The organism is Flavobacterium sp. CECT 9288 (assembly GCF_918731615.1).
Lineage (GTDB): Bacteria > Bacteroidota > Bacteroidia > Flavobacteriales > Flavobacteriaceae > Flavobacterium.
This window is the reverse complement of record NZ_OU957226.1, coordinates 2,265,289-2,287,789: the sequence shown is the minus strand read 5'-3', so window position 1 is coordinate 2,287,789 and position 22,501 is coordinate 2,265,289. Positions and strand designations below refer to the sequence as shown.

26 protein-coding genes and 3 tRNA genes are annotated in these 22,501 nt (G+C 34.0%); 12 read left to right on the top strand and 17 right to left on the bottom strand.

Annotated elements, in window-relative coordinates:
- The first annotated feature begins 93 nt into the window (after window positions 1–93).
- Window positions 94–1,194, top strand: coding sequence for a slipin family protein (locus tag LQ189_RS10145; protein ID WP_230156408.1), 1,101 nt, complete (start codon window positions 94–96; stop codon window positions 1,192–1,194).
- 99 nt (window positions 1,195–1,293) lie between these two features.
- On the opposite strand, the gene LQ189_RS10140 is transcribed toward LQ189_RS10145, so the two are convergent.
- From LQ189_RS10140 to LQ189_RS10130, 3 genes are all read right to left on the bottom strand, one after another.
- Window positions 1,294–1,376 (bottom strand) — tRNA-Leu (locus LQ189_RS10140).
- 42 nt (window positions 1,377–1,418) lie between these two features.
- Window positions 1,419–1,491 (bottom strand) — tRNA-Lys (locus LQ189_RS10135).
- Between the two features lie 39 nt (window positions 1,492–1,530).
- Window positions 1,531–1,603: transfer RNA gene (locus tag LQ189_RS10130), tRNA-Lys, on the bottom strand.
- 127 nt (window positions 1,604–1,730) lie between these two features.
- Here LQ189_RS10130 and LQ189_RS10125 point away from each other — a divergent pair.
- Window positions 1,731–2,249, top strand: a complete 519-nt coding sequence (locus LQ189_RS10125) for a shikimate kinase (protein ID WP_230156406.1) — start codon at window positions 1,731–1,733, stop codon at window positions 2,247–2,249.
- On the opposite strand, the gene LQ189_RS10120 is transcribed toward LQ189_RS10125, so the two are convergent.
- Together LQ189_RS10120 and LQ189_RS10115 are read right to left on the bottom strand one after the other, a co-directional pair.
- Window positions 2,241–2,741, bottom strand: coding sequence for a phosphoribosyltransferase family protein (locus LQ189_RS10120; protein ID WP_230156404.1), 501 nt, complete (start codon window positions 2,739–2,741; stop codon window positions 2,241–2,243). The two genes, LQ189_RS10125 and LQ189_RS10120, sit on opposite strands and share 9 nt — an antisense overlap.
- A gap of 176 nt (window positions 2,742–2,917) precedes the next feature.
- A complete protein-coding gene (locus tag LQ189_RS10115; RefSeq protein ID WP_086454030.1) occupies window positions 2,918–3,310 on the bottom strand; it encodes an RNA-binding S4 domain-containing protein in 393 nt (130 codons plus the stop codon).
- Between the two features lie 78 nt (window positions 3,311–3,388).
- Here LQ189_RS10115 and LQ189_RS10110 point away from each other — a divergent pair, with 78 nt between their 5' ends.
- Window positions 3,389–4,381, top strand: coding sequence for an FKBP-type peptidyl-prolyl cis-trans isomerase (locus LQ189_RS10110; RefSeq protein ID WP_230156402.1), 993 nt, complete (start codon window positions 3,389–3,391; stop codon window positions 4,379–4,381).
- 69 nt (window positions 4,382–4,450) lie between these two features.
- Here LQ189_RS10110 and LQ189_RS10105 read toward each other — a convergent pair whose 3' ends face one another.
- Together LQ189_RS10105 and LQ189_RS10100 are read right to left on the bottom strand one after the other, a co-directional pair.
- Entirely contained in the window at window positions 4,451–5,404 is a 954-nt protein-coding gene (locus LQ189_RS10105; protein WP_230156400.1) for a transketolase family protein, read from the bottom strand.
- 75 nt (window positions 5,405–5,479) lie between these two features.
- Window positions 5,480–6,331: a transketolase gene (locus LQ189_RS10100; protein ID WP_230156398.1), complete on the bottom strand. Its 852-nt coding sequence runs from the start codon at window positions 6,329–6,331 to the stop codon at window positions 5,480–5,482.
- Between the two features lie 150 nt (window positions 6,332–6,481).
- Here LQ189_RS10100 and LQ189_RS10095 point away from each other — a divergent pair, with 150 nt between their 5' ends.
- The 3 genes from LQ189_RS10095 (at window position 6,482) to LQ189_RS10085 (ending at window position 8,773) form a co-directional block, all read left to right on the top strand.
- Complete coding sequence (locus LQ189_RS10095; protein WP_230156396.1) at window positions 6,482–7,063, top strand: Crp/Fnr family transcriptional regulator; 582 nt, start codon at window positions 6,482–6,484, stop codon at window positions 7,061–7,063.
- A 90-nt stretch (window positions 7,064–7,153) separates the two neighbouring features.
- Window positions 7,154–7,660 (top strand): hypothetical protein, encoded by a 507-nt coding sequence (locus LQ189_RS10090; RefSeq protein WP_230156387.1) that lies wholly within the window; start codon window positions 7,154–7,156, stop codon window positions 7,658–7,660.
- An 18-nt stretch (window positions 7,661–7,678) separates the two neighbouring features.
- On the top strand, window positions 7,679–8,773 hold the full coding sequence (locus tag LQ189_RS10085) for an alkene reductase (protein WP_230156385.1): 1,095 nt from the start codon (window positions 7,679–7,681) through the stop codon (window positions 8,771–8,773).
- 105 nt (window positions 8,774–8,878) lie between these two features.
- Here LQ189_RS10085 and LQ189_RS10080 read toward each other — a convergent pair whose 3' ends face one another.
- The gene (locus LQ189_RS10080) at window positions 8,879–9,163 is read right to left on the bottom strand and encodes a rhodanese-like domain-containing protein (RefSeq protein WP_230156383.1); all 285 of its coding nucleotides are present in this window, start codon (window positions 9,161–9,163) and stop codon (window positions 8,879–8,881) included.
- A gap of 365 nt (window positions 9,164–9,528) precedes the next feature.
- Between LQ189_RS10080 and LQ189_RS10075 the strand changes: the two genes are divergently transcribed.
- The 3 genes from LQ189_RS10075 to prfA all read left to right on the top strand — a co-directional run bounded on the left by LQ189_RS10075 (window position 9,529) and on the right by prfA (window position 12,580).
- Window positions 9,529–9,921: a hypothetical protein gene (locus tag LQ189_RS10075; protein WP_182650773.1), complete on the top strand. Its 393-nt coding sequence runs from the start codon at window positions 9,529–9,531 to the stop codon at window positions 9,919–9,921.
- A 189-nt stretch (window positions 9,922–10,110) separates the two neighbouring features.
- Window positions 10,111–10,968, top strand: coding sequence for an alpha/beta hydrolase (locus LQ189_RS10070; protein WP_370634842.1), 858 nt, complete (start codon window positions 10,111–10,113; stop codon window positions 10,966–10,968).
- 535 nt (window positions 10,969–11,503) lie between these two features.
- Window positions 11,504–12,580, top strand: a complete 1,077-nt coding sequence (prfA, locus tag LQ189_RS10065; protein WP_086454992.1) for a peptide chain release factor 1 — start codon at window positions 11,504–11,506, stop codon at window positions 12,578–12,580.
- Between the two features lie 178 nt (window positions 12,581–12,758).
- Here the strand turns inward: prfA and LQ189_RS10060 are convergent, their stop codons facing one another.
- The 7 genes from LQ189_RS10060 to LQ189_RS10030 form a co-directional block, all read right to left on the bottom strand.
- Window positions 12,759–13,055, bottom strand: a complete 297-nt coding sequence (locus LQ189_RS10060; RefSeq protein ID WP_230156380.1) for a hypothetical protein — start codon at window positions 13,053–13,055, stop codon at window positions 12,759–12,761.
- A gap of 225 nt (window positions 13,056–13,280) precedes the next feature.
- Window positions 13,281–13,574 (bottom strand): YtxH domain-containing protein, encoded by a 294-nt coding sequence (locus LQ189_RS10055; protein WP_230156368.1) that lies wholly within the window; start codon window positions 13,572–13,574, stop codon window positions 13,281–13,283.
- A 23-nt stretch (window positions 13,575–13,597) separates the two neighbouring features.
- Window positions 13,598–13,741 (bottom strand): lmo0937 family membrane protein, encoded by a 144-nt coding sequence (locus LQ189_RS10050; protein WP_140344658.1) that lies wholly within the window; start codon window positions 13,739–13,741, stop codon window positions 13,598–13,600.
- Between the two features lie 15 nt (window positions 13,742–13,756).
- Window positions 13,757–14,395, bottom strand: a complete 639-nt coding sequence (locus LQ189_RS10045; RefSeq protein WP_230156367.1) for a porin family protein — start codon at window positions 14,393–14,395, stop codon at window positions 13,757–13,759.
- A 250-nt stretch (window positions 14,396–14,645) separates the two neighbouring features.
- Window positions 14,646–16,442, bottom strand: a complete 1,797-nt coding sequence (locus LQ189_RS10040) for a CHASE3 domain-containing protein (RefSeq protein WP_230156365.1) — start codon at window positions 16,440–16,442, stop codon at window positions 14,646–14,648.
- A gap of 1 nt (window position 16,443) precedes the next feature.
- On the bottom strand, window positions 16,444–16,890 hold the full coding sequence (locus tag LQ189_RS10035) for a response regulator (protein ID WP_230156351.1): 447 nt from the start codon (window positions 16,888–16,890) through the stop codon (window positions 16,444–16,446).
- 12 nt (window positions 16,891–16,902) lie between these two features.
- A complete protein-coding gene (locus tag LQ189_RS10030) occupies window positions 16,903–17,463 on the bottom strand; it encodes an AraC family transcriptional regulator (RefSeq protein ID WP_230156349.1) in 561 nt (186 codons plus the stop codon).
- Window positions 17,464–17,949: 486 nt separating this feature from the next.
- Between LQ189_RS10030 and pyrF the strand changes: the two genes are divergently transcribed.
- The 3 genes from pyrF to LQ189_RS10015 all read left to right on the top strand — a co-directional run bounded on the left by pyrF (window position 17,950) and on the right by LQ189_RS10015 (window position 20,512).
- Window positions 17,950–18,771, top strand: a complete 822-nt coding sequence (gene pyrF / locus LQ189_RS10025) for an orotidine-5'-phosphate decarboxylase (protein ID WP_230156347.1) — start codon at window positions 17,950–17,952, stop codon at window positions 18,769–18,771.
- A 50-nt stretch (window positions 18,772–18,821) separates the two neighbouring features.
- A complete protein-coding gene (locus LQ189_RS10020; RefSeq protein WP_230156346.1) occupies window positions 18,822–19,625 on the top strand; it encodes an ABC transporter substrate-binding protein in 804 nt (267 codons plus the stop codon).
- A gap of 101 nt (window positions 19,626–19,726) precedes the next feature.
- The gene (locus LQ189_RS10015) at window positions 19,727–20,512 is read left to right on the top strand and encodes an alpha/beta fold hydrolase (protein ID WP_086454709.1); all 786 of its coding nucleotides are present in this window, start codon (window positions 19,727–19,729) and stop codon (window positions 20,510–20,512) included.
- A 217-nt stretch (window positions 20,513–20,729) separates the two neighbouring features.
- Here LQ189_RS10015 and purU read toward each other — a convergent pair whose 3' ends face one another.
- Both purU and LQ189_RS10005 read right to left on the bottom strand, forming a co-directional pair.
- Complete coding sequence (gene purU, locus LQ189_RS10010) at window positions 20,730–21,584, bottom strand: formyltetrahydrofolate deformylase (protein ID WP_230156344.1); 855 nt, start codon at window positions 21,582–21,584, stop codon at window positions 20,730–20,732.
- Between the two features lie 115 nt (window positions 21,585–21,699).
- Window positions 21,700–22,407: a DUF4197 domain-containing protein gene (locus tag LQ189_RS10005; protein ID WP_230158660.1), complete on the bottom strand. Its 708-nt coding sequence runs from the start codon at window positions 22,405–22,407 to the stop codon at window positions 21,700–21,702.
- Window positions 22,408–22,501 lie beyond the last annotated feature (94 nt).

Genomic DNA, 22,501 nt, shown 5'->3' with positions numbered 1-22,501 from the left:
AAACACTAAACATTTTACATTCCGTCTTTTTATAAGGACAAAGGCAAAACGTTTTCTTATTTAAAAAAAGTATAATAATTGTAATAAATAGAAATGATGTTGAAAAGAATTAAAATTGAGGCATACCAAGTAGGTTTGGTATTTGAAAATAGAAAATTAATCGAAGTATTGAATGAAGGTAAATACTGGTTGTTTGGTAACAAAGAAGCAAGCATTTACGAAATGAAACAATCCTTTGTTTCTCCAGTAGAATTGAATCTTTTATTGCAAAATGAAGTCTTGGGTTCTATGTTGGAAATAATTGAAGTAGCAGATAACGAAATGGCTTTGTACTTTGAAAATGGCATTTTTAAAGAAGTATTGACAACAGGCAGATATGCTTTTTGGAGAGGCTATGCAGACAATAAATTTATCAAAGCTGATTTGTCTAAAGTACACATCACAGAGCAAATTGCGATGACTTTGTTGGAAAACACAAAAGTAAAATCATTTACTAGAAAGTTTCAAGTCATGAGTCATGAGAAAGCCTTGTTATTTGTAAATCGCGCCTTTACTAAAGAATTGACTGCTGGTACATATTACTTTTGGAATAATGCAATTCCTGTTGAGGTTAAAACAGTCGATGCTAGAATGCAACAATTGGAAATTTCTGGTCAAGAATTATTGACCAAAGACAAAGCGGGTTTGAGAATTAATTTCTTTGTTAAATATCAAGTAACTGATATTTTGAAAGCGTTGGTGGCTAATAAAGATTTTGAAAAACAATTGTATGTAGCAATGCAATTGGCTTTAAGAGCTTTTGTAGGCGGTTTTACTTTAGATGAATTATTGAGCAAAAAAGATACTATTGGTGCGTCTATTTTAGCAGAAGTGACCGCAAAAAGCAATGATTTAGGGTTGGTAGTTTCTGATGCTGGTATAAGAGATGTAATTTTACCTGGTGATATGAAAGAAATTATGAATCAGGTCTTAGTTGCAGAAAAGAAAGCGCAGGCTAATAGCATTATGAGACGTGAAGAAACAGCCTCTACAAGAAGTTTGTTGAATACTGCTAAATTAATGGAAGAAAACGAAATGTTGTGGAAATTGAAAGAAATGGAATATGTTGAGAAAATTGCCGATAAAATTGGTGAAATTACTATTTCTGGCGGTGGAAACATTATTGGGCAATTAAAGGAGATTTTTGTCAAATAAGTTTTAAAGACAAATAAATAGTGTAGAGAAAATATCGAAGAATTATTAAATAAAAAACCCAACAATATCTTTCTATAAGAAGTTGTTGGGTTTTATTTGTGACCACGGTGGGATTTGAACCCACACGCCCTTACGAGCACCACCCCCTCAAGATGGCAAGTCTACCGTTTCTCCACGTGGCCTAAAAAAAATAAAGGTCATTCGCCATGGCGAACAACCTTTTGTGACCCGACTGGGGCTCGAACCCAGGACCCCATCATTAAAAGTGATGTGCTCTACCGACTGAGCTATCGAGTCATTGCTTTCAAGGAAATTATGTGTTGATCACTAAATTTGTGACCCGACTGGGGCTCGAACCCAGGACCCCATCATTAAAAGTGATGTGCTCTACCGACTGAGCTATCGAGTCATATTCTTTCCTTGAATGCGGGTGCAAATATAAGAACTAATTTCGGATAATTGCAAGCATTTTTATTATAAATTTGTCTTTTTTAAAGAAAAAAACTCAACCCCTTAATTTGTAAGGTTTTATTAAGATGAAAAAAATCATATTATTAGGTTATATGGGCTGCGGGAAGTCCACTATTGCAAAAAAATTGTCTAAAAGTATTCAAGTCCCTTTTGTAGATTTAGATGAAATGATCGAAAAAAAGCTCAATTTGTCCATAAATGCTATTTTTGAAAAGCATGGTGAAATCTATTTTCGCAAAATTGAACACGAAGTTTTTGCCGATTTAATGCAATCAACAGAAGAAATGATCATCGGTTTGGGCGGAGGAACGCCTTGTTATGCCAATAATCATGAATTTTTTAAAGGGGAAAACGTTTTTTCAATCTATTTAAAAGCTTCGATTGAGACTTTATTTCAAAGATTGCATCAAAATAAAAGCAAACGACCGCTTATTGCCAGCAAAAACGAAGAAGAAATGAGGGAGTTTATTGCAAAACATTTGTTCGATAGAAGCTTTTATTACAATCAAGCACAATATAAAGTAGTGGTTGATGAAAAATCTATCGAACAAACGGTTGCTGATATTATTACTTTATTAGCTTAAGTAAGCGTAATTGTCGCCATTTTCGTCAAACACAACTTGTACATGCTCAAAAAGTGACGTAGAAAGTGAAATACCTTTGAAATCGGCTTTTACAGGGTACTTTTTGTGATTTCGATCAACTAATACTGCTGTCTTAAATTTTTTCAGTGGTACGTCTATAAAGTGTTTCACAGCATATATTAAGGTGGTACCTGAATTTAATACATCATCAACAAGTACTAAACCTTTATTGGTGTACTGTTCTTGGGTTATCGAGGTATGAATAGGAGATTGTGGATTTTGTTTATTAATTTTTACTTCGCAAAGCGTAACCTTTATTGGCGAAATAGTTTCTAGAACTGCTGCTATTTTTTTGGCAAAAGTAAAACCGTTGCTTGCAATTCCAGCAATGACAATTTCTTGTTCATCTACAAAGGTTTCGTAAATTTGATAGGCAATTCGTTTTATTTTGTGTTCGATTTCCTGATTGTTCAAGATGATATTTTTGCTCATTATTTTGAAAATTTGTTTTCCCTTCCCCAGCCCTCCCCAAAAAGGAGGGAGCCTAGGCTGGCAAATGTTATTTTATGTTGTACTTAATTTTACTTGTTACTTATTTTGCATTCATATTTTACGGTTAGGTATTAGTTTTACAAAAGTTAACTAATGTTTTATTGTATTACTTAATGCTAATCGACCTCATCATCATCGGTGATTATTTCGTTACCAAATTCATCAATATCACGACGGTCTTTTTTAGTTGGTCTTCCGGTTCCGTTTTTTCGGTAATGTTCTTTTGATAATTTCAAAAGTTCCAGGTGTTGGTAAGCTTCGGCAGGGGTATCGTTTCGGCGGTACATGTCTACTAATTTTGCACCTACGCGATTTTCGGGAACGTCAAGTACCGTAATAATTTGCGTGATTTGATCTTTTCTAAACGTGATTTTATCAGTAGGAAAAACTTCCTTAGAAGGTTTAGCTACTTGTCCGTTAACGGTTACGTGATTCTTTTTACAGGCTTCGGTAACCATGTTTCTGGTTTTATAATACCGGACACACCATAAATATTTATCTATTCTCATAAAATTTCTAAAATCGGAGTTAAATAGTTTACAAAAATCAATCAATATTGTATCTTGCGCACTTAAAAATTAGCAATAATGAACAAATTTAAGTATTATTTTTTTCTATTAATTACAACTGTGTCTTTATTTTCATGCTCTAAGGATGAAGCCGCTACTCTTAGCCCGCCAAGAGAATTTGCAGTTCAGTATGCTACTGATCTTGCGGATATTGAGGAGTATTTAAAAACATATTATATAGAGGATACAAACCCTGATGTGGTTACCAAAATCTTAAAAATTCCTACAGGAGGGAATCAACCATCTATTTGGTCCTATTTAAATAGTTCCACTTTTCCTAAATTACAAAGCAGAGAAGTACTTAGAAATGGAGTTACATATAAATTGTATTATGTAGTGTTACGTGAAGGTACTGGAGCGTCACCATCTAGTACTGATGGTGTTTTAACTGCTTACAGAGGAGAGTATTTATCTCGAACTAAAGTAGCTGAAGTAAATACACTTGGGGCAACTTTTTTTGAAGAATCAAGTAATCCGCAAACGTTCTTTAATTTAACATCTACAATTGCGGGTTGGGGACAGTCGTTTCCACAGTTTAAAACTGGAACATATAGGTCAAATCCTGATGGTACTGTTTCGTACAGTGATTTTGGAGCTGGGGTTTTATTTATTCCTTCTGGATTAGCTTATTTTGCTTCTGGTCAAAATGGAATTCCTCCATATGCTCCGTTGATTTTTAGTATCAAATTGTATGAAATAAATAGAATAGATTCTGATAACGACGGAATTGCTGATTATCTTGAAGATTTAAATGGAGATGGTTATATGACTAATTATAGCAATACTACAACATATCCAACGCCACCTGTAGATGCTATACGTTATGCAGATGATACGGATAAGGATGGTATACCTAATTTTCAAGACGTAGATGACGATGGGGATGGAGTAAGCACAAGAACTGAGATTACAGTTAATGGCAAGCTAATTCCATTTGCAGACATTCCAAGTTGTGATGGTAATACAACAAATCCATCAAGAATAAAAAGACATTTAGTTAAATGTAACTAGAAAATAAAAGACATAAAAAAACCAGATTGCCAAGGCAGTCTGGTTTTTTTATAGAATAAATTGAAATGATTATTTTCTTTTCATTACTCTTTCTACTGCTTCGATAATAGCTTGATCGTTCAGTTTGTATTTCTCCATTAATTGTTCTGGAGTTCCTGATTCACCAAAGCTGTCATTTACTGCAACAAATTCTTGTGGAGCCGGACTGTTTAAAGCCAATACCCTAGAGATACTTTCGCCAAGACCACCCAAAATATTGTGTTCTTCAGCAGTTACAATACATTTTGTTTTTGCTAAAGAGTTCAAAATAGCTTCTTCGTCTAAAGGTTTGATGGTGTGAATGTTGATTACCTCTGCAGAAATTCCTTTTTCTTCAAGGGCTTCAGCAGCTTGCAACGCTTCCCATACTAAATGGCCTGTAGCAACAATAGTAACATCAGATCCTTCAGTTAAGGTGATTGCTTTACCAATTACGAATGGTTCGTCAGCAGGCATAAAGTTAGGCACAACCGGACGGCCAAAACGCAAATAAGCCGGTCCGTTATGATCTGCTAAAGCTAAAGTAGCCGCTTTGGTTTGGTTGTAATCGCAAGTGTTAATTACTGTCATTCCTGGAAGCATTTTCATCAACCCGATATCTTCAAGGATTTGGTGTGTGGCACCATCTTCTCCTAAAGTCAATCCCGCGTGAGAAGCACAAATTTTCACATTTTTCTCAGAGTACGCTACCGATTGACGAATTTGATCGTACACTCTTCCTGTAGAAAAGTTAGCAAACGTTCCAGTAAAAGGAATTTTTCCTCCTATAGTTAACCCTGCTGCAATACCTATCATGTTCGCCTCTGCGATTCCGATTTGGAAAAAACGCTCTGGATGGTTTTTCTTAAAATCGTCAAATTTTAGAGAACCTATTAAATCGGCACAAAGTGCTACCACATTTTCGTTTTTTTGACCTAGTTCAGTCATTCCCGCTCCAAAACCTGAGCGAGTATCTTTACTTCCTGTGTTTGTATATTTTTTCATTTTCTTTAATTGAATGATTTAAAAATTGAATGATTAGGCAAAACCCTAAATTCATAATTAATATCTCATAATTCTTTAATAATCGCTTTCTGCTTCTGTATAGTTTTGCCCCAAAGCAATTTCTAATTGCGTATCATTTGGTGCTTTACCATGCCATGCATGACTGTACATCATAAAATCGACACCGTTACCCATTTCTGTGTGCAACAAAACGCAAACTGGTTTTCCTTTTCCGGTTCTTGATTTAGCATCGTTCATACCAGCAATAATCGCCTCGATATCGTTTCCTTTTTCAATTTCTAAAACATCCCAATCAAAAGCTTCAAATTTAGCACGGATACTTCCCATAGCCAAAACCTCGTCAGTAGTTCCATCAATTTGTTTTCCGTTCAAATCGATTGTTGCAATTAAGTTATCTACTTTTTTAGCAGATGCGTACATGATAGCTTCCCAGTTTTGACCTTCTTGTAATTCACCATCACCGTGAAGGGTGTAGATGATATGATTGTCACCATTCAATTTTTTAGCTTGAGCAGCACCAATCCCAACAGATAATCCTTGACCTAAAGATCCAGATGCAATACGTACTCCTGGAAGATGGTCGTGTGTAGTTGGGTGACCTTGTAATCTAGAATTGATCAAACGGAAAGTAGCTAATTCAGCAACTGGAAAATAACCGCTTCGTGCCAATACACTGTACAATACAGGTGAAATATGACCATTAGAAAGAAAGAAAAGATCTTCACCTATTCCGTCCATTTCAAAACCTTCTTTGCGATCCATTATATTTTGATACAATACGACAAGAAATTCAGCACAACCTAAAGAACCACCTGGGTGTCCTGAGTTGACTGCGTGTACCATTCGAAGAATATCTCTTCTAACTTGGATTGTTAAATCCTTTAATTGTTGTGTGTTTGGTTTCATTTGTGTGTTAAATTAGACTCGGCAAATATAATCAGATAATTTGATTAATATCAGGTTCCATTTTTAGATTTATCATTAGTTATGAAGGGTAGTGCTGTTTTATTGACAAGATTTTTTTAGTATTATTTCGGTATTTACTATCTTGCCACTATGTTTGACCAATTGTTTAAGAGCTTTCAAGAAAAAGTGACGCTAACTCCAGCCGAAATGGAGTTGTGTAAAACGTTTTTTATTCCAAAAAAGTTACGCAAAAAACAAGTTTTGTTGCAAGAGGGAGACGTATGTATCTACAATGCTTTTGTTGAAAAAGGAATTCTTCGCTCTTATTTTATGGATGAAAAAGGAAACGAACATACGGTTCAATTTGCAATCGAAGGGTGGTGGATTACAGATTTGTCTAGTTTTCTCACAAACAGTTATTCCATATTTACCATTGAAGCCCTTGAGGATTCGGAGTTGATGTTATTAACGACGGAGGCTAGAGAAGCCTTGATGGATGAAATACCCATGTTTGAGCGTTACCAACGCTTACTTTTGCAAAACGCGTACATTGCCAATCAAGCCAGAATCAATTCTACATTAACTGAAACTGCCGAAGAAAAATTTATCAAATTAAGGAAAGCCTATCCCGGAATTGTACAACGTGTGCCGCAACACATGCTGGCTTCGTACCTTGGATTTACTGCTGAAACCCTTAGTAGAATTCGAAAACACTTGCGCGAAAAGGAATAAATAATTGATCTACATCAATAGAATTTCTTGCGCTACATCAAGGAATACTGCTTTTATACTGCCGTAAATTTGTACTGTAGATAAAAAACAATGTCACCAAGAAAAATAGTTGCTGTATTAGGCGTATCAGAAACCAATAGTGTTTTTGTGGCCAAGCAAATTGCCAAGACAAATACTGTTTTGCTGTTTGATCATAATGCTGCGGTGTTGAATAGCGTTTTTTCTGAAATTCAGACAGCACATCCCAATGCCAATGTAGAAATGATGATTTGTCCCACTAACGCCAGTTGGGAGGCTGATGTAATTGTACTTTCAAATGATGCGGTTATTGATGGTAATGGTATCAATAAAATCAAAAATGTAGCTACTGGAAAGTTGATCCTTTTTTTTGAAAATGCTTTTAGTAGTGATTTTGAAAGCTATTCTTATGAGAGAGTGCAAGCTTTGTTCCCATTTTCGAAAGTTGTGCATGTTTGCGAATCAAAAGCTAATCCAAGCGATTCTTTTGACATAAGCGGAAACAATCAGGAAGCCGTGCAGACTGTTTTGAAGCTACTCACAAGCATTGGATTGAAAGCCAGTGCAAAAAAAAATTAAACTAAATAAAAAAATCAAATGAGTAAATCAATTTTATTTCAGCCCTACACTTTAGGAAACAGTACTTTAAAAAACCGAATGGTTATGGCTCCTATGACCCGAAGCCGTTCTAATAACGAAGGAAAAGTTCCTACAACACTTACGGCAGAATATTATGCACAAAGAGCAACCGCAGGTTTAATAGTTTCTGAGGGAACCTTTGTGAGTACAAAAGCAGTGGGTTTTATCAATGTACCTGGAATTTACAGTGAAGCGCAAACCGAAGGGTGGAAGCTGGTTACAAAAGCAGTGCACGAAAAAGGCGGGACTATTTTTGCACAATTGTGGCATACAGGTCGTATGTCGCACCCAGATTTGCACAACGGTGAATTGCCTCACGCACCGTCAGCGTTAAATCCTTTTGCAAAAGCATATACAAAAGATGGTTTTCAAGATACGGTGGTGCCAAAAGAAATGACAATTGAAGACATCAAACAAACTGTTTTAGATTTTAAAAACGGAGCAAAAAATGCAATTGCTGCAGGATTTGATGGTGTTGAATTGCATGCTGCCAACGGGTATTTATTGCAACAGTTTTTTAATGGTTATTCCAACCAACGTTCGGATGAATACGGTGGATCGATTGAAAATAAATCCCGAATCCTATTTGAGATTCTAGATGCTTTGAAAGAAGTTATTGATTATTCAAAAGTAGGAGTGCGTTTGAATCCTTCCTTGCACAATGCGCAAGGGATGATGCTTGATGAAGAAACAATTCCTACCTACGAATACATTATTAATAAACTGAACGATTACGGATTAGCGTATGTTCATTTAACGGAGCCTTTTACAGATGTATCTGAAGTGCCTTTTGCAGTAACTAAAGTAGCCAAACATTTCAGACCATTGTACAAAGGAACTTTGATTATTAACAAAGGTTTCAGTAAGGAAACAGGTATTAAAGTTTTGGAAGATGGTGATGCTGATTTGGTTGCTTATGGCGTTCCGTTTATTGCAAATCCTGATTTGGTAGCACGTTATGAAACCGATGCGCCATTGAACACGCCAGATCCAACTACATTTTACACCGATACAGTAAAAGGATATACAGATTACCCAGCTTTGAATGAGTAAGTCTTTTGATTATTGAAAAAATAGATTTAGACGTATCAATAAAGTACAAGAAAGCCCGCAAGTAGCGGGCTTTTTTCATTGTAAAATTTCATTTGAAAATAATTATTACTCAGCTTGTGCTTGTAAAAAATTGACATCCAGCCAAGAACCTCCGTTATAACATTCAATTCCCTGCGCAGTAAGGAAAACTTGTGCTTGTCCACTTCTGTTGCCAGAGGCACAAAATAGTATTAACGGTGCTTTGAGTTCTTGGATTTCCTGTATTCTATGTGGTATTTCTTGGAGCGGGATGTTGAGAGATCCAGCAACATGACCTCCAGTAAATTCTGCATAAGAGCGCACGTCAATTAAGGTTCCTTTTTTTTCTTTTATTATTTGAGCTATTTCCATTGGGATTATCTTTGTTTCGAATCTAAAATTTATTGGCACAAAAATAAAAATAAAGCTTTATAGGTAACATTTTATTCAGAAAGAAAAGTAGCGTTTGAATATTTTTAAATCGAACTAAAGATGATGATTCAGCTGCTAATTTTTTCGGTGACATAAGACCAAGCTTTTGCAGGTTCATCGCATTTTTCTACAGCATTCAAAAATATACTTGTTTAAAACCAGGAAATGCTTAAAGACTATTTAGAGACCATAAGACTTTGTTAAATGCAACTTTTTTAAAAGTAGATGGACTACCTTTATAAGAACACTAATAATCGGTAGTATGCAGCTGAAATAAAAGGTGTTATAACTAAAACAGTAAAATCATGTCACAGAACAGTAAAAAGCAATTTGGAGTTTGGATGGATTCCCATCACGCTACCATTGTAGGAAGAGAAAATGTAGATTCCGGAGATTTTTTAGTACTAGGTCATGAAACCGTTGACGGACAAGGCTACAATACCAGTGAAAATGCTGCTAACAATGCCGAGAGAGATCAGCTGAGAAAACTTTTTAAAAGTATTACCGCTCACATGCAAAACGTAGATGAATTGCACGTAACAGGAACAGGAACTGCGCAGGAGCAATTCATAAATTATTTGAGTGAAATACCTCAATACAAGAATGTAGTAGCTACTGAAAGTACTTCGAATAAAATGACGGATCAAAGTTTGGTTGAGTACTTTACAGCGCAATTTAATTCATTTAAAAGCTTGTAATTACGTGATATGAATTGAAAATCATTTGATTAAACCATAGCTTCTTAAAAACGGTTCGTATTCTTGATATTGACCGTTTTTTTGGATTTTAAATCTACCAAAAGTGAAAATGACTCTGAATTTAAAGACCTATTTTAGAGACTTGGTAATGGCTACGATTTTTTTTAATAGTATATTCGTAAAAAAATCATGATGCGTTTATTTAATATCCCTACAGTTTTAGTATCTGTTTTTCTGATAACGAGTTGTGCCTCCAAAAAGACTACTAACATTGTTTACCAATCAACTACGGTTGAAAATGCGAGCACAGCACCCAAGCTCAACATTTTTGTTCCTCGAAAAGTAAACAAAGCAGGCGCTAAAGTTTTGATTTTTGTGCATGGTGGAAATTGGAATAGCGGGCGTAAGGAAACTTATAATGTATTAGGTCGCAATTTTGCTCGAAGGGGAATTATCACCGTTATACCAGATTATACACTGAGTCCTGCGGTAAATTACGATGTTATGGCGCAGCAAATTGCAACTGTTATTGAATGGACTAAGAAAAATATTGGTCAATACAACGGCAATACAAACCAAATTTTTGTAACGGGACATTCAGCAGGCGGGCATCTTGGGGCATTGGCAGTGATGAATCCAAAATACGGAGTACAACCTACGAGTGTTGCTGGAATCATTTTAAACGATGCGGCTGGACTGGACATGAAAAACTATCTCGAAAAATATCCTCCTACCAATCAAGACGATTATTTGGCAACGTGGACTGCTGATCCTGAGCAATGGAAAGCAGCTTCGCCGATTTACTATGTTAATGCCCAAACGCCGCCAGTTTTATTGTATGTAGGTACAAAAACGTATCCCTCTATTATTGAGGGAAGCCAACGCTTTGAGAAAGCTATCAAAGCTTTTCAACCTGAGGTGCAAACGATCCGTTTGAGGAAAAAGCATGTTCCGATGGTAGTACAATATTTTAAACCTTGGAGCGCTAGATTTGAGGAAATTATTGGTTTTATGAACGAAAATTCAAAAGAGCGTTTTTCAAAATAGTTTAATAAACACTCTTTTTGGTATTGGTAAGTCATTGTACATTCTAATTCGCTTTTAGGACATCCATTTCTCGAGTGTTTCAATTAATTTCTCTTTTGTAATGGGTTTGGTATGTAATCTACAAATCCTATTTCAAGATATTTATCTTTGTCTCCTTACATTGCATTTACGGTTTGCGCAATTACTTTGGATTTGGGTTTAGTGGCAAGTACCATTCTGGTGGCTAAAACTAACTAGTTGAGGTTTCTAGTCCGTTTTTGGCCTTAGTCCTTTTAAAAGAATATCTTTAAGAATCACTTTCAAATACAGAGAATGCAGATTTTAAATTGAATTTTTTCTTTAGATAAAAAATTCAATCAAGCCCGAACTTCCACATGTTACATTTATTAATTAAAACTATGAATATTGAAATGAAAAATGGAGTTTAATTTCAGGTGAATTCTATTCTAAGGTACTCCATTTGAATCTCTGTGATTCATCTTGCAAACTGAATACTTTTTTCGTATTTTTGCACTCCAATAAAAGGATTTATAAAATGTTAGATAGACTTCAAATAGTAAAACAACGTTTTGATGAAATTTCGGATTTGATCATTCAACCTGATGTAATATCAGATCAAAAACGTTATGTGCAATTGAATCAAGAGTACAAAAGCTTAAAAGCCCTTGCTGAGAAACGAGATGAATACGTTCTTATCATGGCAAACATAGAAGAAGCTAATGAAATTATTGCTGATAATAGTGATGCAGACATGACCGAAATGGCCAAAATGCAACTAGAGGAAGCTAAAGAACGTTTGCCACTACTTGAAGAGGAAATAAAATTCATGTTGATTCCTAAAGATCCAGAAGATGCAAAGAATGTTATGGTTGAAATTCGTGCCGGAACCGGTGGGGATGAAGCTAGTATTTTTGCAGGAGATTTATTCAGGATGTATACCAAATATTGCGAAAATCAAGGATGGCGCACTTCAGTAGTAGATATGAATGAAGGAACATCTGGTGGTTTTAAAGAGGTAATTTTTGAAGTTACTGGTGAAGATGTTTACGGAACTTTAAAATTTGAAGCAGGTGTTCACCGAGTGCAAAGGGTACCACAAACGGAAACCCAAGGGCGTGTACATACCTCTGCTGCTACAGTAATGGTTTTGCCAGAAGCTGAAGAATTTGATGTACAAATTGATATGAACGATGTGCGTGTTGATTTCTTTTGTTCTTCAGGACCTGGTGGACAATCTGTAAATACAACAAAATCTGCAGTGCGATTAACGCATATCCCTACAGGATTAGTAGCGCAATGTCAAGACCAAAAATCACAACATAAGAATAAGGATAAAGCTTTTGGCGTATTAAGATCTCGTTTATATGAACAAGAATTAGCTAAAAAACAAGCCGAAGATGCTTCAAAACGTACTTCTCAAGTTAGCTCTGGTGACCGATCTGCAAAAATACGAACTTACAATTATGCTCAAGGGCGTGTTACAGATCACCGTGTAGGCTTAACTTTATACGACCTAGGTAACATCATGAATGGCGACATTCAAAAAATTGTTGACGAACTTCAGCTTGTAAACAATATGGAAAAATTGAAAGAAGCTAGTGAGGTTTTTTAAAATAAAATCTACAAATACAAAAAAGACCTTGCAATATCTGTTAAGGTCTTTTTTTTATATAGGTATAAAATTATTTTTTTAATAGAGTTGGTTTCAAAAACAGAATTTTAGAATCGATATAAATGTCAGTAAACTCAAAATAACCGTTCGTTTAAGTACATCAATGGAGTTTTACTTTCTAGTCCAGGTAAAGATCAACATCTGGGTCAATATTGTCTTTAAAAACCGCTTTTCTATAACTTTCAAACTTCTCTGTTGCCGAATCTATCTTGCCTTCAAATTCAGATTTACCTTCGGAACTATCTATTCTCAGATTCAATGCATTTAATTTTTTTTCAAAATCCTTTTCAATAGTTTTCCAATTTTTTTGAGCTTCTTCCTTTTTATATTCCGTTACCGAATCAATAAAATGGATGTAATCAATCGTTGCAATTTCAATTCTTTTTTCACTTTTAGTCTGACACGAAATACTCATTATTATTACAAGTAACAAGTAAAAGTGTTTTTTCAAATTTTTCATTGGGGGTATTATTAAATCTTATTTTAAGGTTGTATTTTTAGGTAATTATTGGGGTTGTTATATAAGAGATTTAATGATGCTTTGTAATTTGTAAAACTAATTTTAGCTTTAATTAATTCCTATTATAAACGACAAAATCACACTGCTTTTCAACAGTGTGACTCTATTTGACTATTAAAATTATTTGACTCTGTTTATTTCAACTAAGTGGTCAAAATTTGGTTTTTCTTCCGTATTATTTTGTTCTAATACACCCAATATATTTTGAGTTTCAGATTTTAAAGTATCCATAGTTTGGGATATTTTTTCTCCCAATTGGCTTGAAGAATCCGTGATCAAATTTTTGAGATCACTTCCGTTATCTGCTATTTTTTTTCTGGTTTCGCTTCCTTTTGCAGGGGCAAATAAGATACCTATTACTGTTCCAACTGCTAATCCAGCTAGTATTCCTAATGCTACGTCACTATTTTTCATGATGGTGTTTTTTTAAATTTATATTATCCTTTAATAACTTTTAATAGTATTGCGATCACGGCAATAATCAATAAGAAATGAATCATACTGTCCATATTGTATACAAAAAAACCTAAAGCCCATAGTAGTACAAATAATACAGCAGCTATATATAAGATGTTTTTCATAATGATCAGTTGAGATTAAAATTTTATGGCTGCATAAATGCTCAATGCACTGTTTTTAGAGTCAGGGAAGTTGTATGTTACTCCGCCAGAGGTGCGTTCTTTACCCACGGTGCTTAAACCGTAATTGTATCTAGCACCAATACCAAAATTGTCAAAATCAAATCCGATACCAGCGGCCAACCCATAATCAAAAGTGTTTAGATCCTCTTTATCTATATCTTGCTCAAAGTTGAAAGTATTATTAGCAGTTTCATTCGTAATTTTTGAGTCCATTAAAAACGCGGCGTACGGTCCAAAATGGACATTGAAATTTTTAGTTAAATTTGCCTTTATCAAAACTGGAATTTCAATGTAATTCAATCTAAACCTTCCGGTTCCAGAAGCAAAGAAAGTATCATATTTTAGCTCAGCGCCTTTTGTAGTGTAATTTATTTCTGGTTGAATAGCCAAACTGGAACTAACAGGTAATTGAGCAAATAAACCGATATTGAATCCAGTTAAAAGATTGTTGTCATCTACATCCTCAGTGTATAAGTTAGACATATTCAAACCTCCTTTTAATCCTATCGATGCATTATTTTCTTGCGCTTGCAAAGTACTTGTAGCTCCAATTGCAATGGCTACTAAGGTGAAAATTTTATTTAATTTTTTCATTGTCACTGATTTTAAAGTTATTTTTCGTTTACAAAGATGCGACGACCTTTCACAAACTATGTTATATTACTTTTCAGAATTGTTACAGAATTTTTATGTTGAGACCTTGGAATAGTATAATTCTATAAATAGAAAGGTTACACTCTTGTTGAAATAGTCTTTTTAAAAAAATAAATAACAAAGATTTTTAGGCATAAAAAAAGGTCGTTCTTTTAAAAAAAACGACCTTTTATTCAGTTTTCAAATGTATTTATGACACGACAGGAAAGTAAACTGTGAACTTAGCACCTTCATTTACAATTGCATTTGCAATAATAAAGCCGCGATGATTTTCGACAATTTTTTTACAAATGGCTAAGCCAATACCAGTTCCTGAATATTCATTTTTATTATGTAATCTATTGAAGAGAATAAAAATTTTACTTGCATATTCTTGATCAAAACCTATCCCGTTGTCTTGAAATACTATTTTATAATACAAATTAGAACCTATAATAGTATCAGGAATATTTTCTTCATTCTCAGCAGTGCAAGTAGTAGCGGTAATTTTTATTTCAACTGCACTATTTTCTTTGCTATATTTAAGAGAATTGCTAATGAGATTGGTTAATAATTGTTGTATTTGAAAAGGAATTGCATCAAATGTAGGCAATACATCACTAGTTATAAGTGCTTTTTTATCCTCTATAGTTGGTGCCAATTCTTGTAAAACATTAGAAAGAACAATGTTTAAATCTGTTTTTTCAAATATTTTTTCACCCTTATTGGTTCTAGAAAACTGTAATAAATCATCTATAAGAACGCGCATTCTTTTTGCAGAAGATTGTATACTAGATACATATTGCTGCCCAGATTGGGATAAATTTGAATAATCTTTAGTCACTAATCGGGATAAAAAAGTTTCTATTTTTCGTAATGGTTCTTGTAAATCATGACTTGCAATATAATTAAAAGCCATAAGTTCTTTATTACTGCTTTCTAAGTCTCTATTCCTAAGCTCTATCATTTGTTTGGCTTCTACTTCGGCAGTAACATCACTGGTTGTACCTATGTAAGTACGCTCACCGCTTGATACGTTAACAACTCTACCTAATGCTCTAAAATATCTAATTTCACCATCTTTGCGAATAATTCTATACGTAAATGGAGGCAGATTAACTTCGGATTGGATATTAATAGAATTTTCCCGAACATAGTCTACATCATCAGGATGAACAAATTGATAAAAAGACTCACCACTTGCAGTAAATGATTGCGGTTCACAACCTAATAAACGGTATTCATTGTCAGAAAAAGTAAAGGTTTGTTTGTCAAGATTGTATTGCCAGCTACCAAAACCACCTACAATTTCAGCTAAATTACTAGCTTCATTAGCAACGGTTAAAGTATTAATGGTTTTTTTTAACAATACTAAATCTCTATTCATTTTTATAAAAGCTATTGTAATGAGTAAAAGTGTTACAATAAGCGTTAAATAAATTAGTAGTGGTGTATAATTCATGGTCGAAATATACTCTTGCTGTCTGTAGTTTAATAAAACCTTTTCAGTAATCATCATTTCTTCTATCTGAGAGCGAATAGAGTCCATAGTTTTTCTACCGATGATTAAATTTTTAGCAAGTTCATTTTTATCATAATTTTTATCTTCTTTCAAATAAATTGATTTGGATAAATAATTCTGCCTTTTATTGATGAAAAATAATAGCTTTTTTAAGTTGGCTTGTTGAGCTCTACTATTTTCAGTGAGTTTAGAAACTTTATTGAAGGATTTCTTGAGAGCGTTTTTAGATTCTAAATAGGGCTTTAGAAAAGTTTCATCTTTAGTCAATAAATACCCTCTTTGTCCTGTTTCAGCATCTTTTATAAACGAAATTAAGCGTTCCAGTTCTATATTTACCCCGTGGCTTTTACTAACAAAGTCAGATGATTTTTTTAAAACGGTTATGTGTTTAAAAGTTACTCCACCGATAAAAAATATGATTGCAATTGAAATAATGAAAATTATCTTGAGAAAAAGAGGCGATTTATGAAACTGAAAATATCCCATATTACAATCTCATTAAAAAATTATCTTTATTTAGACCAGAGGTATGATATTGCCAGTTGAGAGTGACCACCTCCGAAAGGATTTTTTTTAGTTCCTCAAAATCATTTGGTTTTTTGATGTAAATATTTGCCCCATTTACAAAGGTTTTTTCAATGTCTTCCTCAGATGAAGATGTGGAATAAATGGCTACAGCTATATCATTGAATTTTTCATCCTTTTTTATTTCGAGTAAACACTCTTGGCCATTTTTTTTGGGCATGTTCAAATCCAGAAACAAAACATTGGGTAATATAGAATCGGGATGGTTTAAGAAATTCATCAATTCTACTCCGTCATTAAAGGTGCTTACTTTTGTATTTATTTTTAATTCATCAAATGCATCAGTAAAAAACAATCTATCGTCTTCATCATCATCCGCAAGGCAAATATTTATAAAATCGGTATTCATATTTATACTTTTTTAATTGTTTTTTTGGGCTACTTCTCTTCTTTTTTGAATGATTTTTTGAAATGCCGATGGTGTCATTCCTGTTGTATTTTTGAATTGTGTGCTTAAATGTGCCACACTGGAATAATTTAATTGAATCGAAATTTCAGTTAAGTTAAGTGAGGTTTTTATCATCAGGTTCTTTGCTAATTCTATTTTTTGAATGATGATAAAATTCTCAATAGAAGTATAGGTTACTTCTGAAAAAACATTCGATAAATACGTATAATTCAAATTTAATTTTTCAGCAATATAGACAGAGCTTTTTATATTCAAAGCCTTATCAGTATGAACCATCTCTACTATTGCATCTTTTATTTTTTGGACCAGAACACTTTTTTGATTTTCAACAATATCAATACCATATTCTTTGAAAATAGCAGTTAGCTCTTCCATCTTTGCCAAAGGTACTTTTTCTAAAAAATTAAATTCACCAAAACCTATGATGTTGAATTTGTAACCCAGATCAGTAAGTTTTTCTTGGATGATTTTTTTGGTTAACTGCGCGTAATCAAACTTCAAATGTATTTTCATAAACTGTCAATTTACAGTAAAGATATAAAAAGCAACATTTGTTTTTATAATGCACGGTTTTGAAGATGTTTTTTTAGGTTTTTTTTTAGATTAAATAATATTTATTAGTAACGTTTTTTCCTAGCTAATGGTATGGTTTTTAAAATATTGGGATGGGAGGTAACGACATTATTATTGTTTTAAGTTCATTTTTTCAGACTGAACAATAGTTAATTTTATTCTTTATTTTGTAGGAAATTAATTTATTTCACACAATTTAATGAAGCAATTTTATATTTTTTTCAAAATTAAATTTACTCTTTTATCTCGCAAAACATCTAGTTGTAAAAGAGTAAATTGAGTTTTGTTAAGGCTTATTACTTTTGACTTTCCTTTCCATGGTTAATTTAAAGATTCATCAGTTAAAGATTAAAATTTAATTTTTATTCTACGGTATGACATTATTTTATGTGGATGTTTGTAATTTTGCCACACAACTACTATAATATGACAACACAGCAATTAATCGATCAAATTAGAATTAAAAAATCATTCCTTTGCGTAGGGCTTGATGTAGATTTAGGTAAAATTCCAAAACATTTACTCACTCTTGAAGATCCTATTTTTGAGTTCAACAAAGCCATTATTGATGCAACTCATGATTTAGTAGTGTCTTACAAGCCAAATACAGCTTTTTATGAGGCTTATGGTTTAAAGGGTTGGACTTCATTACAAAAAACGATTGAATACATTAATGAAAATTATCCCGATATTTTTACAATTGCAGATGCAAAACGCGGTGATATAGGAAATACGTCTACGATGTATGCAAAGGCTTTTTTTGAAGACTTAAAATTTGATAGCGTAACCGTTGCGCCGTATATGGGGAAAGATTCTGTTGAACCATTTCTAGCTTTTGAAAATAAGCATACTATAATGTTAGCACTTACGTCAAATGAGGGTGCGTTTGATTTTCAAACGCTACAAACAAACCAGCAAGAATTGTACAAGCAGGTACTGGAAACTTCAAAAACTTGGAAAAACAGTTCTAATTTAATGTATGTAGTAGGCGCTACAAAAGCCGAATATTTTACTGAAGTTAGAAAGATTGTGCCGGATAGTTTTTTGCTCGTTCCTGGAGTTGGTGCGCAGGGCGGAAGTCTCTCTGAGGTATGCAAATACGGAATGAATGACTCCATTGGACTACTCATTAACTCTTCTCGAGGGATAATTTATGCATCAAATGGAATTGATTTTGCTCAAACAGCACGCGAGGAAGCTTTAAAAATACAACAAGAGATGAATGCAATTCTTGATGCAAAGTTGTAAAGATTGCGTTTGTTGGCTTTTATCTCATTTCATTTTACAAGAATCCATTCATGAAAACATACATTGACCAACTTGGTCGTTCCCATACGTTTGAGTCATCTCCAAAACGCATTGTTTCATTAGTTCCATCTCAAACAGAACTGCTGTATGATTTAGGTCTTGAGGAGAAAATAGTCGGTATTACTAAGTTTTGCGTGCATCCCTATCATTTCAAATCGACTAAGAAATCAGTAGGAGGTACTAAAAAAGTGCATTATGAAAAAATCCGATTGCTGGAGCCGGATATTATCATTTGCAATAAAGAGGAAAACACACAAGAAATGGTAGCCGAGTTGCAAAAAATTGCTCCTGTTTGGGTGACAGATATCATTAGCATTGAGGATAATATCCAAATGATTAAAGATTTTGGACAGCTGTTTAACTGCCGTACCGAATCTCAAAAATGGACTGACAAATTGAATTTTGCCTGGAGCGATTTTAAAAAATTCATAGCTGATAAACCCGTTTTAAAAGTGGCCTATTTTATATGGAAAAACCCTTATATGGTAGCAGGTTCGGGGACTTTTATTGATGAATTATTACAATTAAATCACTTTGAAAATATATACGCAGACAGAGAGCGATACCCTGAAGTTGATATTACAAAAATACGCTCTGAGGGTGATCCCCAACTTGTTTTTCTGTCTTCGGAGCCGTTTCCTTTTACGGAGGAGCATGCTTTTGAAATCGGAATTCACACGCATCACGGCAAAACAATTTTTGTTGATGGCGAAATGTTTTCATGGCATGGAAGCAGATTAGTCAAAGCTTTTGATTATTTCAAAAAAATCCATAATTCAATAGCAACAGTATAGGCATTAGGTTTATTTTTATTTTACAAACCTATATTAATCAGGTTAGCATCAAACAGTGTTGAAATTTTAAATTAAAGTTCTATTTTTACAAAAAAAAATACGTGATCAATTACACCATTTACGAGAATAAAAATACCGATCAGTGGGTTACTTTTGTCCACGGAGCAGGCGGAAGCTCGTCTATTTGGTTCAAACAAATTCGAGATTTCAAAAAGCAATACAATGTTTTGCTACTCGATTTGCGAGGTCATGGTGAATCAAAAACGACTCTAAAAACCGCTTTCAAACAAAAATATACTTTTTCGGCTTTAGCCAATGATATTCTCGAAGTCTTAGATCATTTACACATTAAAAAATCCCATTTTGTAGGCATTTCATTAGGAACAATTTTAATCAGGCAATTGGCTGAAATGTACCCAGAACGCGTGCAAAGCATGATTTTGGGCGGTGCCATTCTCAAAATGAATTTTCGATCGCAAGTATTAATGCGCTTGGGGAATATGTTTAAATACGTGTTGCCTTATTTGGTTTTATACAAGTTTTTTGCATTTGTAATCATGCCAAAGAAAAGCCACAAACAATCTCGATTGCTGTTTATTAATGAAGCTAAAAAGTTGTACCAAAAAGAATTTATTAAGTGGTTCAAGCTTACAGCCGAAATCAATCCGGTTCTTAAATGGTTCCGTCAAGTTGAATTGAATATCCCCACTTTATATGTAATGGGGGAGGAAGATTATATGTTTTTACCATCAGTTCGTAAAGTGGTCGAGAGTCATTACAAATCTTCAAAACTTTTTGTGGTCGAAAATTCAGGTCATGTGGTCAACGTCGAGCAACCTAATATTTTTAATGAGGCTGTTCTTTCTTTCCTAAAAAATAAAAGGTAAAAAAAATGCCCGTACAAGTGTACGAGCAATTCTTTAACTAACCAAAACCAAAATAATAAATAACCAGTTTATTACTCTACAAAGGTCGTGAAGAACTCAAGATATCGTTGTTAAGATTTTGTTATTACTTTGTTGGACTTTAGTTAAGATTTTGGTAAACCAAAAGTATGATTTTTTAAAATGTAGAAATTTGAAAATCAGTATTTTATTACTTTTTTTACACAAACACAATCGTCTTATTATTATACACCATTGTTTTGCGTTCGGCGTGCAATTTTATGGCTCTGGCCAACACCGTTCGTTCTAGGTCACGCCCCTTCATTATATAATCATCAATAGAATGACTGTGAGAAACTCGTGCTATGTCTTGTTCAATAATAGGGCCTTCGTCTAATTCTTCGGTTACATAATGACTTGTAGCACCAATGATTTTTACACCTCGTTTAAAAGCAGAGTGATACGGTTTGGCTCCCGGAAAAGCGGGTAAAAAAGAATGATGAATGTTGATGATCCGATTTTTAAATTGTGCAATAAGATTTGGAGTAATAATTTGCATGTAGCGAGCCAAAACAATAAAATCAATTTGGTTTTGAAGGAGTAATTCCAATTGTTGTTTTTCGCCTATATCTTTTATTTCTTTCGTAAAAGGAACATGATAAAAAGGAATTCCAAATTGATGTGCTACTGCTTCTAAATCGTTATGATTACTAATAATTATTGCGATTTCAAGTGGCAATTCGCCCGCCCGATAACGCCCAAGAATATCATATAAGCAATGGTCGTATTTAGACACAAACAATGCCATTTTAGGTTTGTCAGTTTGCAGGTACATTTCCCATGACATTTGGAACGGTGTAGCTATGACTGCTTGAAAATCGGCTTTTATAGCTTCTAGATTCCAATTTTCAGCTTTGAATTCACATTCAATACGCATGAAAAAAACATCTTCATCAGCATCTACATGCTGGTCTAAATAAACGATATTCCCATCAATGGCGGCAATATAATTAGTAACAGAGGCAATAATTGCTTTTTGATCTGGGCAGTGAATTAGGATTGTAATTTTTTGCATGCGTTTTCTTTTTAGGCCTTGTAAAAGTAGGGAGCTATAACTTCAAAACTAATGGTATTTGCTGATATAAAAAAATAGGATTTGGCTGTTTCTGTGATATTAAACAGCCAAATATTTACTTCTTGTCTTGCATAGCAAAAACTTTTTGGAGTAACACAGAGTTTCTGGAACTCAAATTAGTTCTAATATTCTTTTCCTCAACGGCAACCATTTTAAAAACACCTGTTAGCGCTTGCTTAGTCACATAATCTGTCAAGTCAGGATTAACTTTATTCACCAGCGGAATGCTGTTGTATTTGGTAATAATGTTGGCCCACACTTTATCCGCGCCAACTTTGGTAAACGAGTTTTTAATTACAGGATTAAATTTTCCGTACAATGCCGTTGAAGTACTGTTTTGCAAATACGATGTTGCCGCATTTTGATTGCCTAACAAAATAGTTTTGGCATCCGTAATAGTCATATTTCTCACGGCGTCTACAAATATAGGTGTGGCCTCTTTTACAGCATCTTCGGCAGCGCGGTTCAATACTTTTAAACCTTCGTCAGCAAGGGAACTGAGTCCTATTTTGCGCAAACCAGTATCTACTTTTCGCAATTCCTCTGGCAATAAAATTTTAACAGCCTCATTGCGATAAAAACCATCAGTAGCCGTTAGTTTTGTAACTTGTTTCGAAATTCCGTTGTTTAAAGCTTCCTTTAAACCACCAGCAATATCAATGCCTCCAATGCCTTGCGTTTGCGGAAATTGATTCATCACTTGTTGCATTTCGGCACAACCAGAAAGGGAAATCGCCGCGATCAGTATTACAATCTTTTTCATCTTAAATAGGGTATTCGTTAGTGCGCCATTTGGCATTTGTAAAAATACGACTAATTCAAAAATAAAGCCAAACTTTTCATTAGGAGCACCCATT